The 16,427-nt window shown below is 50.2% G+C and carries 13 protein-coding genes, 1 other RNA gene and 1 pseudogene; 11 read left to right on the forward strand and 4 right to left on the reverse strand.

What is annotated here, in order from left to right; genetic code table 11:
• Window positions 1–2: 2 nt before the first annotated feature.
• The 5 genes from fliF to fliJ are packed head-to-tail and all read left to right on the forward strand — an operon-like array spanning window position 3 to window position 5,304.
• Window positions 3–1,751: a flagellar basal-body MS-ring/collar protein FliF gene (gene fliF, locus KNV97_RS08465; protein WP_136482884.1), complete on the forward strand. Its 1,749-nt coding sequence runs from the start codon at window positions 3–5 to the stop codon at window positions 1,749–1,751.
• Window positions 1,714–2,733 carry a flagellar motor switch protein FliG gene (locus KNV97_RS08470; RefSeq protein WP_136482886.1) on the forward strand — a complete coding sequence of 340 codons (1,020 nt, stop codon included), beginning with the start codon at window positions 1,714–1,716 and terminating at the stop codon, window positions 2,731–2,733. Before fliF ends, KNV97_RS08470 begins: the two co-directional genes overlap by 38 nt.
• Before the next feature lie 3 nt (window positions 2,734–2,736).
• Window positions 2,737–3,480: a flagellar assembly protein FliH gene (fliH, locus tag KNV97_RS08475; protein WP_136482888.1), complete on the forward strand. Its 744-nt coding sequence runs from the start codon at window positions 2,737–2,739 to the stop codon at window positions 3,478–3,480.
• Window positions 3,473–4,819, forward strand: coding sequence for a flagellar protein export ATPase FliI (fliI, locus tag KNV97_RS08480; protein WP_218562885.1), 1,347 nt, complete (start codon window positions 3,473–3,475; stop codon window positions 4,817–4,819). The genes fliH and fliI overlap by 8 nt, the downstream gene beginning before the upstream one ends.
• 44 nt (window positions 4,820–4,863) lie before the next feature.
• A complete protein-coding gene (gene fliJ, locus KNV97_RS08485; RefSeq protein WP_136482892.1) occupies window positions 4,864–5,304 on the forward strand; it encodes a flagellar export protein FliJ in 441 nt (146 codons plus the stop codon).
• 62 nt (window positions 5,305–5,366) lie between these two features.
• Here fliJ and KNV97_RS08490 read toward each other — a convergent pair whose 3' ends face one another.
• Window positions 5,367–6,434 (reverse strand): PLP-dependent cysteine synthase family protein, encoded by a 1,068-nt coding sequence (locus KNV97_RS08490; protein ID WP_218562886.1) that lies wholly within the window; start codon window positions 6,432–6,434, stop codon window positions 5,367–5,369.
• A gap of 120 nt (window positions 6,435–6,554) precedes the next feature.
• Here KNV97_RS08490 and KNV97_RS08495 point away from each other — a divergent pair, with 120 nt between their 5' ends.
• Complete coding sequence (locus KNV97_RS08495; protein ID WP_136482896.1) at window positions 6,555–7,016, forward strand: Lrp/AsnC family transcriptional regulator; 462 nt, start codon at window positions 6,555–6,557, stop codon at window positions 7,014–7,016.
• Between the two features lie 221 nt (window positions 7,017–7,237).
• Here the strand turns inward: KNV97_RS08495 and tesB are convergent, their stop codons facing one another.
• A complete protein-coding gene (tesB, locus tag KNV97_RS08500) occupies window positions 7,238–8,101 on the reverse strand; it encodes an acyl-CoA thioesterase II (protein ID WP_136482898.1) in 864 nt (287 codons plus the stop codon).
• Window positions 8,102–8,234: 133 nt separating this feature from the next.
• Between tesB and KNV97_RS08505 the strand changes: the two are divergent.
• Window positions 8,235–8,696, forward strand: a pseudogene (locus KNV97_RS08505) (YbaY family lipoprotein); the annotation flags it as partial.
• Window positions 8,697–8,778: 82 nt separating this feature from the next.
• Here the strand turns inward: KNV97_RS08505 and KNV97_RS08510 are convergent.
• The gene (locus KNV97_RS08510; protein ID WP_136482903.1) at window positions 8,779–9,084 is read right to left on the reverse strand and encodes an MGMT family protein; all 306 of its coding nucleotides are present in this window, start codon (window positions 9,082–9,084) and stop codon (window positions 8,779–8,781) included.
• A gap of 61 nt (window positions 9,085–9,145) precedes the next feature.
• Here KNV97_RS08510 and KNV97_RS08515 point away from each other — a divergent pair, with 61 nt between their 5' ends.
• From KNV97_RS08515 to ffs, 3 genes are all read left to right on the forward strand, one after another.
• Window positions 9,146–9,883: a VP0952 family biofilm-associated protein gene (locus KNV97_RS08515; protein WP_218562888.1), complete on the forward strand. Its 738-nt coding sequence runs from the start codon at window positions 9,146–9,148 to the stop codon at window positions 9,881–9,883.
• A gap of 127 nt (window positions 9,884–10,010) precedes the next feature.
• On the forward strand, window positions 10,011–12,023 hold the full coding sequence (locus KNV97_RS08520; RefSeq protein ID WP_218562889.1) for a GGDEF domain-containing protein: 2,013 nt from the start codon (window positions 10,011–10,013) through the stop codon (window positions 12,021–12,023).
• 139 nt (window positions 12,024–12,162) lie between these two features.
• Window positions 12,163–12,259, forward strand: an RNA gene (gene ffs / locus KNV97_RS08525) — signal recognition particle sRNA small type.
• Between the two features lie 470 nt (window positions 12,260–12,729).
• On the opposite strand, the gene nagK is transcribed toward ffs, so the two are convergent.
• Complete coding sequence (gene nagK / locus KNV97_RS08530) at window positions 12,730–13,677, reverse strand: N-acetylglucosamine kinase (protein ID WP_218562890.1); 948 nt, start codon at window positions 13,675–13,677, stop codon at window positions 12,730–12,732.
• A gap of 618 nt (window positions 13,678–14,295) precedes the next feature.
• Between nagK and KNV97_RS08535 the strand changes: the two genes are divergently transcribed.
• Window positions 14,296–16,305: a methyl-accepting chemotaxis protein gene (locus KNV97_RS08535; RefSeq protein ID WP_218562891.1), complete on the forward strand. Its 2,010-nt coding sequence runs from the start codon at window positions 14,296–14,298 to the stop codon at window positions 16,303–16,305.
• Window positions 16,306–16,427: the final 122 nt, after the last annotated feature.

Here is a 16,427-nt window from a genome sequence, read left to right on the forward strand (position 1 = left end):
TCATGTCTGAACTTTCTACTCAAGTGGCTGGCGCGGCCAGTCTCAGTCCGCAAGTCTCCGCAGCTTCAGCGGCGCCGGGCATGGAAAACATTACCCGTAAGGCCAAGCAGCTTTGGTCGAGCAGCCAGCGTAACCTGGTGTTGTCGGCAGTACTGGCGGCGATTGTGGCAGCGATCATTGTGGTGGCGCTATGGAGTTCATCCCAGAGCTTTCGTCCGCTGTATGGCCAGCAGGAGCAGTTTGATGTCGGCGAAATTGTTTCTGTGCTGGAATCGGAAAGCATTAACTACCGCCTGCAGGAGCAAAACGGCCAGGTTCTGGTGCCGGAAGGGGATGTGGCGCGGGTACGTATGTTACTGGCGGCGAAAGGCATCAAGGCCAAGCTGCCAACCGGGCTGGATTCGCTCAAAGATGACAGCTCGCTCGGCACCAGTCAGTTTATGGAAACGGCGCGTTATCGGCATGGTCTGGAAGGCGAGTTAGTACGTACTATCATTGCTCTTAACGCGGTCAACAATGCACGTGTTCATCTGGCGATTCCGCGCCAGACACTGTTTGTGCGCCAGAATGCCGAAGCGCCGTCAGCCTCAGTGATGCTCGAGCTCAAAGCGGGGGAAGATCTGAAAGCGGAGCAGGTTGAAGCGATCATCAACCTGATTGTCGGCAGTGTGACCGGCATGAAACCGGAACACGTCTCTGTGGTGGATCAGTATGGTCGCCTGCTGAGTGCCGATGTGGCTTCCGGCGAAAGCGGTAAAGTGAATGCCAAGTATCTCGACTATCAGAAAAACCTCGAGAAGCAGGTGATTCAGCGGGCGTCGGATATGCTGACGCCGATTGTCGGACCGAGCAACTTCCGGGTTCAGGTTGCCGCTGATATGGACTTCAGCCGCGTGGAAGAGACGCAAGAGATTCTCGACAACGCGCCGGTGGTGCGCAACGAACATACCATACAGAATAATTCGATTGATCAGATTGCGCTGGGAATTCCCGGTTCACTGAGTAATCAGCCGCCGGTGACCGGTGAGCAGCCGACCAATGACAGTGAAAACAGCAACGCCCGTCTGGAAGTGAATCGTCAGTACGCGGTCGGCAGCAGTGTGCGTCGTACCCAGTATCAGCAAGGCCAGGTGCGCAAGCTGAACGTGTCCGTGCTGCTCAATTCGGCGTCAGCCCCTGGTGCGGAAGGCTGGAGCGATCAACAGAAAACCGAGATTTCCGCCATGCTGATGGATGCGGTCGGGATTAACGCCGAGCGTGGCGACAGCCTGAGCCTGATGACGTTCAACTTCACTCCGGTAGAAATCGAAGCACCACCAAGCATTCCATGGTGGCAGGATCCGACCGTGCAGCAGCCACTGCGTTACGTGATTGGCGGCTTGCTTGGTCTGGCAATGATCTTCTTTGTGCTGCGTCCGTTGATCATGCACCTGACCGGCGCGGATCGTCGCGATCGCGAACTGGACGTGGCGCCGCCACCGGAAGAGCCGTATTACGAAAATCTGCAGACGCGTGAAGAGCGCGAGCGTGAAGAAGCGCTCAACCGTCGTCTGGAAGAGAAAGGCATTAAAGCCAGCACGGGCCTGGATGTGACCAGCGATATGCTGCCACCGCCGGGATCGCCGTTAGAAATTCAATTGAAGCACCTGCAACTGATCGCCAATGAAGAACCGGCACGGGTAGCAGAAGTACTGAAACAGTGGGTAAATGTGAATGAGCACAGCACAGTCAACGCAGAACCAGAAGTTTAACCATATCGAGCAGACCGCGCTGGTACTGCTAGGTATGGGTGAAGACGCGGCGGCCAAAGTGCTGCGTCATTTCAGCCGTGATGAAACTCAGCGTGTCACCCGCGCGATGGCCAAACTGAGTGGCATCAAGAGCGACAGCGCCAAGGATATCATTCAGCACTTCTTTGAAGATTTTCGTCAGCACAGTGGTATTCGCGGTGCATCGAAAGAGTATCTGTCGAATACCCTGCGCAAAGCGCTGGGTAATGACCTGGCTAAAGGGTTGCTCAACAATCTGTATGGCGATGAAATTCGCAATAACATGCAGCGTTTACAGTGGGTTGATGCCGAGGTGCTGGCGCGCTTTATTGCCAATGAGCACCCGCAGATGCAGGCGATTTTTCTCGCTTATCTGCCACCGGACAGCTCTTCAGCGGTGCTGAAAAATCTGCCGTCTGACTATCAGGACGAGTTGTTGTATCGCATTGCGCGTTTGCAGGATATCGACCATCAGGTCGCCAACGATCTGAACGAACTGATTGAGCGCTGCATTGAACAGGTGTCCATGACGCAAAGTGCACCCCTGTCCGGCGTTAAGCAGGTGGCGGATATTATTAACCGCTTCGAAGGCGATCGTGCGACCCTGATGGAAATGCTTAAACTGCATGACGAACAAGTGGTGAGTGAAATTGAACAGAACATGTTTGATTTCATGGTGCTGGGACGTCAGCGTGAAGAGACTATGGACCGTCTGGTGCAGGAAATTGCGGTCGAGCAGTGGAGTATCGCGCTGAAAGGGGCCGAGATTACCCTGCAACAGGCAATCAAACGCTCCATGCCACAGCGGATGGCGAAATCACTCGAAGATGACATGCAGGCCCGCGGCGCAGTGGCGCTGAGCCGGGTAGAACAGGCACGTCAGGATATCATGCAAACGGTGCGTGAACTCAATGATGCCGGTGAAATTGAACTGCTGCTTTATCAGGAACCGACGGTGGAGTAAGCCATGGCAACGGAAAAAATTATGCGTCTGCCGAGTGGCAGCTATCGTCGTCACCGTTTCCCACCCCTGGCTCAGCCGGTCAACGCTAAGTCTGAGCCGGGCATGGAGGATGAGTGGTTAGACAGTCAGGTTGATGTTCAGCAGCAACTCGAAGCAGGTTTTCAGCAAGGTTTGCAGCAGGGCTACGATGAAGGTGTGCGTCAGGGGATCGAACAGGGTCACAAGCAGGGGCAGCTGGAAGGTCAGAAAGAGGGCTTTCAGAAAGGATTTGTCTCGGGCGAACAAACCGGTAAACAGACATTTCTTGACGCCGCCAAGCCGGTGAACGAGCTGTATCAGCGTCTGTCGGATTGGCAGGCCGAGCGTGAGCAGCAGCAGCGCCATATGATTTGCGAACTGGTGCAGAAAGTGGCGCAGCAGGTCATCCGCGCAGAACTGACGCTGATGCCGCAGCAGATTTTGTCGTTGGTGGATGAAACACTTGATGCGATGCCGGGTAAAACCGAAAGCGTGACCGTACATCTGAATCCGCAGGATCTGGATCGCATCCGCCAGGTTAATGCCGATCTGCCGCAAAGCTGGAAACTGGTCGCCAACAAAGAGCTGCCGGCTGGTGGCTGTCATCTGGTGACGGATGATGCCGAAGCGGACGCCAGCTGTGACTCACGTTTGGAAACCTGTATGGACAGTGTCAAGCAGCACTTGCTCGAAGAGGTGATTAACCCGGCTGAGGCTGAGCATGAGTAACCCGGTTGCGTCCGGTCAGTTGTCAGAGCGGCTCAATGATGCTCTGGCATCACTCGATTCGGTTCCGGTGGCACGCGTCACCGGACGTCTGGTCAAAGTGAATGGCCTGATGCTGCAGGCGGTCGGCTGTCGGTTTAAGCTCGAGCAGCGCTGCATGGTTGAAACGGCGGAAGGCGACATGATCGAAGCGCAAGTGGTTGGTTTTGACCACAATGTCGCCTATTTAATGCCCATTCGTCGTTTGGGCGGCTTGTTTGCCGGCGCCAAGGTGATTCCGCTTGAAGGCGATAGTATGGTGCAGATCAGCAGCCAGTGGCTGGGGCGGGTGGTGAATGGTCTCGGCGAACCACTCGATGATGGCCCCGCGCTGCGGGGTGGTGAACGGGTATCGCTTGAGCCAAAGCCAATTAACCCGCTTAAACGCCGTCCGGTCGATACGCCGCTGGATGTAGGCGTACGGACAATCAATGGCTTACTGACGGTCGGCAAGGGCCAGCGCATCGGCCTGATGGCGGGCAGCGGCGTGGGGAAAAGCGTACTGATGGGGATGATCACGAAGAACACCGAAGCGGATGTGATTGTGGTGGGCCTGATTGGCGAGCGCGGACGCGAAGTGCGTGAATTCATTGAGCGTAATCTGAGCGAACAGGCTCGCAGAAAGGCGATTATTATCGCGGCACCGGCCGATGAGTCCCCTTTGATGCGCCTGCGTTCAACCTTATTATGTCACCGGGTCGCGGAGTATTTCCGCGATCAGGGCAAAGATGTGCTGCTGCTGATGGACTCTCTGACCCGTTATGCCATGGCGCAGCGTGAAATCGCGCTCTCGCTCGGCGAACCGCCGGCGTCACGTGGTTATCCGCCGTCGGTGTTCAGCATACTGCCGCAACTGTTAGAGCGGGCCGGTAACAGTGACAACCTGGATGGCAGTCTGACCGCTATTTATACCGTGCTGGCGGAAGGCGATGATCAGCAGGATCCTGTGGTTGACTCAGCCCGGGCAATCCTAGATGGTCACGTTGTGCTGTCACGCCAGTTGGCCGAGCAGGGGCATTACCCGGCCATCGATATTAATGCGTCAATAAGCCGTTGCATGTCGGCTTGTACCCAGCCGGCACATGTCACTGTGGCGAACCAGTTCCGTCAGCTTTATTCAAATTATCTGCAGGTCAAAGAGCTGCTGCCATTAGGTGGCTATCAGCCGGGGCAGGATAGCGAACTGGATCGGGCGGTTGCCATGTATCCACAACTGAAAGCCTATTTACAGCAGGCCGCCGGTGAAGTGGTCGATTATCCGTCCAGTCTGACCCAGCTCGCTCAGCTGTTTCAGAATCAGTAGCTTATCCTGCATCAGACAGGGCGCGCAGGCAGAAAGAGGTGGTGATGAAAGATAAAATTCGCGCAGTCGGTAAATTGCAGCAGGTTGAAGAGAAACGCCGGGATCGTATTGGTCAGCAGCTTGACACCATGCGACAGCGTCATCAGCATATGCAAAATCAGCTGGAGCAGCTAGCGCAGCTCAAGTCCGGCAACGGCGAATCGACCCGGCAGGCCTCGGCGCTCAACAGCACGGTACTGATGAATCTCAGCCGGGTTGATCACATGCTGCAAAAATTGCTGGTGCACCACGAGCAGGAACAGGCGGTGATGGAAGCACAGTGTCACTCGGTACAAAAAGAGCTCGCCAGTCGTCACGCAAGAGTGAAAGGTATTGAGCAGGTACTGGATCGCTGGCGCAGGAAGCAGGATTACGACAAAGCGCGCAAAGAGCAAAAGCATATCGAGGATATTCTCAATGCGCGCTATCGTAAGCGTGAGCTGTAACGACAGCATTGAAAACCCGCTGATAGCAAAACAACAACCGCGAGCGCTTAACGTTCTTTTTATCAGGCCAGCTTGCCGCTGGCCTGAAATCTTTCCAGCTGCCTCAGGTACGGCGTCAGATCGCCGATACGGGAAGCCAGCCAGGCCGGATTATAATACGTATCAAGGTAGCGCTCGCCGCTGTCACACAGCAGGGTCACAATCGAGCCCTGTTCACCTCTCTGCTGCATCTCACTGGCCAGTTGTAACGCTCCATACAAGTTGGTAACGGTCGAGGCTCCTGCTTTACGACCAATCACGCGCTCAAGCCAGTGGATGGTCGCGATGCTGGCGGCATCATCAATAACCCGCATTTCATCAACCACATCGGCGATAAAACTCGGCTCCACACGCGGGCGGCCAATACCTTCTATTCGGCTGCCACAATCGCGGGTCAGATGACCATCGCGGGTACGGTAATAGTCGGCAAAGACCGAGTGCTCTGGGTCAACCACACACAGTTTGGTGGTGTGCTGCTGGTAGCGGATAAAACGCCCTATGGTTGCGGACGTACCGCCGGTACCGGCGCTCATTACGATCCAGCTTGGCACCGGATGCGGCTCAAGCTGCATCTGGCGGAAAATACTGTCAGCGATGTTGTTATTGCCGCGCCAGTCGGTCGCGCGTTCCGCGTAGGTAAACTGATCCATATAATGGCCGCCCAGTTCCGTTGCCAGCCGGCGCGATTCGGCATAAATCTGATCCGAACGGGCGACAAGATGCGCTTTACCACCATAAAATTCAATCTGTTCAATCTTTTTACGCGCGGTGCATTCCGGCATGACCGCGATAAACGGCAGTCCGAGCAGACGGGCAAAATAGGCTTCAGACACCGCAGTACTACCGGAAGACGATTCAATAATCGGCGTATCACGGCCAATCCAGCCATTACAAATCGCATACAGAAACAGGGAACGCGCCAGGCGGTGCTTGAGTGAACCGGTCGGGTGGGTGCTCTCGTCCTTGAGGTAAATATCGATACCGTCCAAACAGGGCAGGTCAAGCTTGATCAAGTGAGTATCTGCTGTACGTTGTACATCAGCTTCGAGGATGCGGATGGCATCGGTTGTCCATTGGGTATCGCGCTGCATGACTGTGCTCCTTAACAGGTAATGGAAATAATTTACCCACCTTCGGTGAGAAAAGCTTGGCTAAATTCGGCCTGGGTTGCTAGGTTTGGAGAATAATTTTCTCCCAATGATGAAGTTGTAATGGAACTGGATAAAGTGGACCGCCAAATTCTGGCCATGTTGCAACAGGATGCGACCCTGTCACTCAATGAGCTGGCAGAGGCCGTCAACCTGACCACCACGCCGTGCTGGAAACGGCTGAAAAAGCTGGAAGAGAGTGGTGTACTGACCAAGCGGGTGGCATTGCTCGATGCCGATAAACTCGGCTTAGCTTTTATCGCGTTTGTGATGGTGAAAACCAGCGATCACTCCCATGAATGGTATCAGCGTTTTGTCAGTAGCGTTGAGTCTTATCCGGAAGTGATGGAGTTTTACCGCATGGCGGGAGAGTATGATTACATGATGAAAGTACTGGTCAAAGACATGAAACACTTTGACCAGTTTTATAAGAAGTTAGTCAACGGCGTCGACGGGCTCAATAACGTGACCTCCACCTTTGCAATGGAATCATTAAAATACACCACCGAGTTGCCACTGTCTTAACGTGTTCCGGGCGCACGCCCGATTGTCAGCCAAACAGCCAGGCGAGCAGCAGAACGAAAATCAGCAGACCGGCAAATGCTTTCAGCAGCGGTTTGATATCCGAACTGCCGCCGTTTGGTGGTTGATTACAGCATCCCATAAGATGACCTCCAGTAGGTGAATTCCGCCAACAGTGTAACGCTTACCCTAAGGGCAAGGTAAAGCATGAAAAGGCTGGCTGCCTAGCGATCTTTAAATCGCATCACCCCTTCCTGTACAGCACTGGCGACCAGGTCACCCTGCTGATTGTATATTTCGCCCCGTACCAGACCGCGTGTATTGCTGGCCGTCGGGCTCTCAATGGCATACAGCAACCATTCATCCATTTTAAACGGACGGTGGAACCAGATAGAGTGGTCAATGGTGGCAACCTGAAACTTAGGCGTCATCAGCGTGACTTCATGAGGATGCAGGGCGGTCACCAGGAAGCCCCAGTCGGAAGCGTAGGCCAGCAGATACTGGTGAATCAGCTGATTGTCGGGCATAGCGCCGTTGGCACGAATCCAGAGGTACTGTTTGGGTTCTGCCTTTTCTGGTTTGAGAGGGTTAATCACGGTGACCGGGCGCATTTCAATTGGCTTTTCACCGCACAAGATTTTTTTCACTTGTGGCGGCAGCAGGTGAGCAATCTGCTCCGCAAGTTCCGATTCGGAAGCAAAGTTTTCCGGCCCGGGTACATCCGGCATGGTTTTCTGATGTTCAAAGCCCGGCGCTTCACCGTGATATGAGGCGGTGAGGTAGAAGATAGGGCGGCCGTTTTGAATCGCTTTGACCCGGCGGGTAGAAAAACTGCGTCCGTCACGCAGGTTCTCGACATCATAGATGATTGGTTTTTCCGGATCGCCCGGATAAAGGAAGTAGCTATGGAAAGAATGTACGGTGCGCCCTGCATCCACGGTATAGCGCGCAGCAGAGAGTGCCTGACCAATCACTTGCCCGCCGTATACCTGTGGCAGGCCAAGGTTTTCACTTTCGCCGCGGTACAATCCTTCTTCCAGTTTTTCCAGCTGGAGTAAACTCAACAGCTCTTGCAATGGTTTGCTCATAGCGCCTCTCTTATTGTGTTTTTACTCTACTATTTTGTGAGCCAGGTCAAATGCTTGTCAAGACCTGCGTATAAGGATGACACGCCAATCTTCGTTATCTACAATGAATACAGGTTCACTAAATAAAAACACGATGAAAAATATTCTGATTTTGACGTCAACGTTAATTATTGGCTCGGCTTTATCCGGTTGCCAGATGACCGATAATGGCATGCTTCAAACCACGCCTGCTCTGGAAAAAGCTGAAATTATGCCCGACAAGGTGCTGGATACCGTGAGCGGCACAGTTGCTTATCGCGAGCGTATTGCGCTGCCGGATAACGCGATTGTACGGGTTTCCCTGTTTGATGTTTCAAAAGCGGATGCGCCGGCTACACTGCTCGGAACCCAGGAGTTTACCACCTGGGGGCAGCAGGTGCCGTTTGAGTTTTCTATTCCTTATGATTGCGCCGACATTGATCCGAAACACCGCTATTCAATCAGCGCCCGCATCGAAGTGGATGGTCGTCTGATGTTCATCAGTGACAGTCATTATGGCGTGATTACCGACGACAAGCGCACGCACCAGGTCGAGATGAACCTGATCCGTGTTCATGAGGCACAGGGTAACAATGACGCGCTGAGTAACTTAAATCGGTTGAGAACTGAGACCGGTGAATGACTAAACCAGCGTATAACTAAACCGGCTGCCAGCGGAACAGACGCAGTGCAATCTTACCGGCGCTGCTTACCGCGATACCTTCCGCAACCAGTTTCTCCCTTTGTCGCTCCCAATCAGGGCCGGTGAGGGAAATCTCACCTTTACTGTTAATAACCCGAAACCACGGCAGGGTGCTGTCCGGAGGCAGATTTCCGAGCGCCTTACCGACGTGGCGGGCATAACCCGGATAACCGGCCATACGTGCAATATCACCGTAAGTGGAGACTTTTCCACAGGGAATTTGGTGAATAACGGCAAAGATCTGCATTAAAAATTGGTCCATAATGACAAAGTCCTATTTTATTCTAGGGTAAGGATTCCAGGGACAGGATAAGGAGCGGGCGTTGCTATTGTCTACTTTTCAGTTCATCACCACAATACTGCTGGCGATGGTCTGTGCGCGAGCACTTGGCCTGAGTGGTGGTGACATGCCATTTATTGCGTTTGTCATTCCGGCTTTGTGGCTGCTAAGCCGCAGCGGCTTCAGCGGTGTTATTCTGCTGCTGGGCGTATTAAGTTATGCGTTAACCATTCCTTATCAGCCTGCCTCGCTTTCGGTCAGCATGTGGGTCATTTTCCCTCTGTTGATGGTGGTATTTTCCCACCCGCGTAATATGCCGGTGATCGCAGTGGGTATTTTGATTGTGGTGACCCTGGAAGTCGGCATCATGGTCACTCAGTCGGCCGGGAAGCTGTCAGGGACACCGGCCATGACCATGGTGCAGATCATCGCGATAGGCATGATTTGGTGGGCGGCGGCAAGCTGGAAACCGACCCAGCAACACAGCTGGTGGCCGTTGGCTCTTGTGGTTCCGCTTTGGGTTGCCGGGCTGCAGATGGCAGCGGTGCTTGCTTTGTGCCTGACCGGATTAGTGGCAGTGATCGAAAACCTGAGCCAACACAAAAAATTCCAGTGGGGTAAATTGCTATGCTGGACACTGCCTTCAGTCGGATTTATGGCCGTGATTCTGTCACCGGAAATTGACGTCCCTAATCCGGTGTTTGTCGTGTGGTTATGTCTGCTGGCAACGGCCTGGATGACCGACTACATCCTCAAGAGTAATGAGCAACAACCGCTGTAAAATATGCATGAAAAATCTAAGTCAGTGCAAAGTTATGAGCTGGGCTCAATGAAGTCTTTATGCATATGCCTAAAAAATGGTTATTATCAGTCACTACTAAAATAAAAATGTATTTATACCAACGTCAATGCTTAAAACTCTAGTCACTCGTGCTTGTTTGGGTCTGGTGCTGTTCGTCTGTTCAGTATCGGTCCATGCAGAGCAAACTGCTGACGCGCCCTATTTAGTCGCTACCGAAGCCGACGATGTGGTCACGCGCGTGCTGTTTGATACCATCGCGTATCAATTCAATGTCGACATTCAATATGTCAATTATCCCAGCTTTGATGCGATTCTTAAATCCGTTGAGTCTGGCGAAACAGACTTTGCCGCCAATGTTACCTATACCAGTGAGCGCGCTCAGCGGTTTGATTACTCTGCGCCGACCAATATCGAATACACCTATTTATACAGCCATAATAATGCGACGCTAACCGGGATTAAGCGTATCGGTATCCCGAAAGGGACGATTTATGGAGAGCTGGTGGCGAAAAACTACCCCGATATTGAGCAGGTTGAGTACGACAGGGCCGAAGATGCGCAGGCGATGCTCAAAAGTGGCGAAGTGGATGGCGTGATCGATGCCATCAATCAGCTCAAACCTATGTTGAGTGCAGGTATGGATGCTCAGCTATTGAATGACCATATCTCTATTCAGCCGGTGTCGATTGTGGTGCCGAAAGGTCAGCACGGGGCGTTGCTGAATCAGTTTGAGGCCTATATTCATTCGGCGAAAGTGCAGAAATTACTGCGCGAATCGATACAAAAATATCAGTTCGATATCCGCAAGCAGGCTCTGCGCCAGGCGGTACTCGACAGTGATATCAATTTACAGCGTCCGCTGCGGGTTAAGCTGGAAAATATACCTCAGTTTGCTCACTACGCCAGTGACGGTTCGGTGCGTGGTATCAGCGCGGATATCCTGTTTCAGGCCTGTGATCTCTTAGTACTAAAATGCGATTTGGTCAGCAAAGCCGACGAAACCTGGGAAAGCATGTATAACGACATCCAGCAGGCCCGCATCGATATGATCGCGCCAATCACTATCTCACCGCCGCGCAAAGAGAAAGTCTATTTCAGCGAAAGTTATTACAGCCCTCAGGCCATAATGGTTAAACGTGAGGGTTATAAGGATAACGTCTACAGCAATGTGTCGGAGTTGGTGGTTGAACGCATTGGTGTGGTGAAAAACGACTTTTTCGAAGAGCTAATGATGCGCATGCTGCCCAACAAAACCTTGCAGACCTTCGATTCGCAAAATGAACTGATTCAGGCACTGGTCGAGAAGCAGGTTGATTACATTGTTCTCAGCCTGGGTAACTTTAACGATGTATTACGTCACTCCCATTCTCTCTTACCTATTGTTGAAGATGAGCTGATCGGCAGTTTTTATACTTATCATGTCGGCATTGCGTTTCCGAAAAATGCCTTTGGTGCCGCACTCGCTCCGCTTATCAGCCGTGCGATCAAAATTATCGACTCACAGAAAATCGTTAAACATTATGACTATCAGCCGGATTGGCGTGCGACACTTTTGACTGAACAACGAGTTGCCCGGCATAGTCAATGGTTGTTTGCATCTCTGAGCGTGTTTTTATTGCTTATCGCGGGTTATCTGCACTTTTTGTCAGACACCGATAATCTGACCAAACTACGTAACCGCCGAGCCTTGTATCGTCGCTACCGACGCGGAATTTCGCCGAGTAACACGCTGATATATTTGGATGTGAATGACTTTAAATCGATTAATGGCAACTATGGTCCTGAAATCGGTGACAAGGTACTAAAGCAACTGGCCAGCCGCATCAATCATGTCTGGCGTGGCAAAGCTTATCGAACCGGTGGTGATGAGTTTGTGCTGATTGGCGATGTAAAAGGTGAAGAGCTGAAGTCGGTAGTGAATAAACTGCACAGCTTCCTGTTTATTTGCACCGAGCGTGACATCAGTTTTGAGGTAACGATGGCCGTTGGGGTGTCAAGCGGGCGCAGCAAGCAATTGTCGCTGCATGATGTTATCCAGCAAACCGATGGCGCCATGACTGATGAAAAACGCAGCTGGGCAGGTCAGGATACACGCGACGCGCTTTATCATGGCTTGTGATTCGAACACCGAATCGCTCAATTGCTGGACAGTTGAAAGAAAATCAATGCTTTTGGTCTGATTTGGGGTTGCAATGAGGATGGGGATGCTTGATAATCCTCCCCACTCTTCGGCCGCAAGCTGAAGTGAACTATGGGGGCCTTGGTCCTCCCGCAACACTAGTTCGTGAACCTGGTCAGGTCCGGAAGGAAGCAGCCACAGCGGATGATGTGTGTGCCGGGATGTGGCTGGGGCCTCCACCCAATTTGGCGCTGAAAGCATAAAGCGTCCCAATAAAAGCATAAGCTGTCCTTTTAAGCCCCATAAAGTGCCCTAAACTGAATTGAGTTGTTTTCTTACAACATTTAGGGACAAGTTATGTCCGTTCGAAATCTGCGTAAACCATCCGTAACAAAAATGTGTACAAGTTTGCGATTCCTAAAAATCGACGTATCATTTTGTGTGAAAGTTCTTTAGAACGAGATTGTTGTTATCATCTCGAATACGCTAAGGACGTTATATCATTCCCATCACAATCCGAAGGTTTCTATTATTCTTCAGGTAACAAGCTTTATCCTTACACTCCTGATTATCTAGCACTCACCCGATTTGTGGTTATCAGCAGGATCAGACTCTCACGATTTCGATCCCGATCAATTGATTACACAATCAATTGTTTCTAAAGCCAACTTTTTACCGTTGGCTTTTTGAATCTAATCATGAGTGACTATACTGCTGAGGCGGCTGATTCAGAATGACTCGCTGAGCGGATATTCAAAAATGCCGCGCCGCGCACCCCTCCGGCATCGCCGTGTTTAGCCTGAACGATTCTAGGGCACTGAGCTATCGGTAACAGATACTTCGGGATACGCTTAGGCAGTTCATCATAAATAAGACTGAAGTTGGATAAACCGCCGCCGAGCACCACTACGTCTGGATCGTTCGCCGTAAAAATATTGGCGAAACAAATGGCCAACAGTTCCATAAAACGCTCAACGTGTCGCTGTGCACTAATCTCGTTTTGTTGGAACCCATGGATGATATCGACTGCCGAGCGTTGTTCACCAAAGTAGTGTTGATAAAGTAGTTCAAACCCCCGCCCAGATAAGTAGTTATCCATGCAGCCCTTTTTGCCGCAGCCGCAACTGAGTAACGGTGCTTGTTCCGCCCCAAGGTGGAACCAGGCATCGACCGGTATTCGCATGTGGCCGACTTCTCCGGCAACGTGGTTATGACCAGAAATAATCTGACCGTTATAGACAAAACCACCACCAAACCCCGTACCTAAAATCAGTCCCAGAACGGACCGAGTCTGTTTTAGTTCTTCATCCCAGGCCTCTGATAGTGCAAAACAATTAGCGTCATTTTCAATTTTGACCTGACGGCCGATCGTTTCCTTAAGATCGGTGCGTAGCGGCTTGCCATTGGCGGCTGGGATATTTACCGTAAGTACGGTACCGCTCAGTGCATCTTCCATGCCGGGCAAGCCAAGGCCAATGCTGCCCTTGACATCGAATTGCTGATCATACTTAGCCACCAGACCAGTGATGGTCTCCAGCAGTAATGCATAATCGTGTGTCGGGGTCGTGACACGTTCGGTGGCAATCCGTTCAAGTTTATCGTTGAATGCACCAAACTCGATTTTGGTCCCACCGACATCAAAGCCATAATACATCTGATTATCTCCTGATACAGGGTCTGTTTCAGGTACCAGCCAGTCATGACGAGTGCACCCAATCCAGATAAAAATGAAGACATAAATAAGGATACTATCCGTAATCGCACAGGTTCATTAATAGGGGGTGATATGTCCTGTCAGGTCATAATAAATCAGAACCCTGGCAGTTGGATACGGATAGTATAATCATCATGCCTTGTTTTAATATATTTCTACCCAAATATCAATGTAATAATCTGATAGTGATAAATAGCAGTAATGTTAATTACGGATAGTTTCGTTGAAATTTTCATCTATTTGAATGTTTTCATTTGTTGATTTTTATATGGAAGTTTATTGTTTGCTATTGGCAGTGCTATTTTGGGTGTAATCCAGATTTGAGATGATTTCTTTGTTTTAACTTATTGATATTTATAGTTTGCTTTTTGTCTTTCTATTTTTATGTTTTTGCATTGAACAATTGTGAAATACCAGATGGTTTTCATTATTTTCATAGACATAATATTGTTGTTTTTATGGGTGTTTAAAGTTAATCACAACATGTCTGAGTAGGTGTCTACAGATACCTTTACTTGGATGCCAATTTTATTTTTAGCCATATTGTAGAGTTGTAATATGTTATTGGGTTCGATTGTCTCTAGAGTGTATCTTGGATTTTTCCTGATTATTTTTATGATGTTATTTCTGGCCGGGGTGTTACTAAAGAGTAACAAGGAAGTGAATTCCAGTTTGGCGTTTATGGTACAAGAATCTACCCCTTTGATGCTCCATTCCGGAGAGCTTAAAACCAGTTTGCTCGATATTAATCGCCACCTGGACGCATATTTGTTTTCTGTCTACTGGGATGAACTGGAGGGAGTGAGCCAAGTTATTGATGCAAAAATCGCCAGCCATAACAGTCTCCTTGAATGGTTTGAGGATGTCGCGGTTCAGGATCCCCGGGTGGACGACGTACTTGCGAAAATAAAGCAAAAAACTAAAAATAGCTTTATTGATATCAATGAGATAGTACAGAACTATGCACATTATCTTGAGCTGAAAGAACAAGCTATGCATCAGCAGTCTCTGTTTCAATCGCTGGCGATGCAGTTAAATAGCAACCTGTTGGGTAATCTGGCAGTAACCAAACAAGATGATAAACGCCAAGTGGTGGAGAGGCTTCTTACTCAAGTGGGGATAATTGTCGGAGAGATGAATGAAGCGTTTGCGTTGCAAGACGTAATAGAAACTCGTGCGATAGGGCGGCGCTTTCACCAGCGCAAACAACGATTTGATAAAGCGGTACTTGAGTTTAAATCTCTGGTCCCCTCTTTTTATCAGCAAAGCGACACTTCGTTAAGTTTATTTCAGCAGCAATTGTTTTCTGCGATGGGTGCACTCGCACAGCATGTCGCTGTTGTTGAGCTTTACGACACGTTACAGCAGCAAAGAGAACGCTTGAGAGAGCAAATAAATGCTCAATTAGAAACAATCGATAGCTTGTCGGATTACGCGGCTTCTTCCGCTAAGTTACGTTATGTCGAAGCCGAAAATCAGGCTGATAGGACGTTAAGCACCCTCATCCTGATGTCATCGCTCTGTGTCGTGTTTGCGTTGTTTATTGGCATCCATATTGCGAACTTGATTCGCCGTCCAAGCAAAAACCTGCTGCAGGTTCTCAATAAGGTCTCTGCAAAAGACTTGACCGAAAAAATCAAGCTATCTACCCGTAATGAGCTAGGTTATGTGTCAGCCCAGGTCAATGTCGTAATCGACGACTTGGCCCATATTATCAGGCAGATAGGTAACGCCGCCACACAGTTGACTCATGCTTCGTTACAAAATCAGCAAACGAGTGAAGGGCTCAAGCTGACCATTGCGGAACAAACATCGCAAACGGCTTTGATAGCGACAGCGATGGAGGAAATAGAGTCAGCGGTCAACGATATTTCTTGTTCCGCCAATCAAACGTTATCCATTGTGACTTCGGCAGTCTCAGATTCTACTTATGGTCAACAATCAATGATAAGTAATGTCGAGCTGTTAAATCTACTGTCACTCCGTCTGAATGAGACCACGCAGACGATTCATCAGCTGAACTGTGATTCTGAGGGCATTGATTCAATTCTGGATGTCATTTCCGGTATTTCTGAACAAACCAATTTATTAGCGCTCAATGCGGCGATCGAAGCGGCGAGAGCTGGAGAACAGGGACGGGGATTTTCTGTGGTTGCGGATGAGGTTCGCGTACTTGCGGCAAAAACTAATATCAGTACCAAAGAAATTCAATCCAAAATAGAGCAACTGCAAACTCGTGCCAGTGAAGCGGTTCAGCAAATAACAGCGTGTGTGGGTGATATGGCTAGCTGCATTAGCCAGACGGACAGCGTCAATTTATCATTGCGTCATGTGCATGCCCTGTTGAACCAGATCGAAGATCGCAGTCACCACATTGCTGCTGCAACGACTCAACACCAATCGGTTGCAAAAGAAGCGACAAACCATGTCAACCACATCCAGGTATTAGCCGAGCAAAATTTACTTCGCGCCGAGCAATTGACGGCTCACAGTCAAAGTCTGGAGCAGATGGCAGAGCATCAGTCACAATTAACCGAGCAATTTCAGTTGCCTATAAAAATACAATAGATTAAATCGCAACGGATGTTTAGCAGGTCAATTCTTCAGCTAGAGGTTATGAAAGTCTTTCATGATATGAAATGAAACTGTTGGAGTTTTCAATTTTTATTGTATTGCTTGTTGTAAGCCTG

The organism is Vibrio ostreae, assembly GCF_019226825.1.
In the GTDB taxonomy this organism is placed as follows: Bacteria; Pseudomonadota; Gammaproteobacteria; order Enterobacterales; family Vibrionaceae; genus Vibrio; species Vibrio ostreae.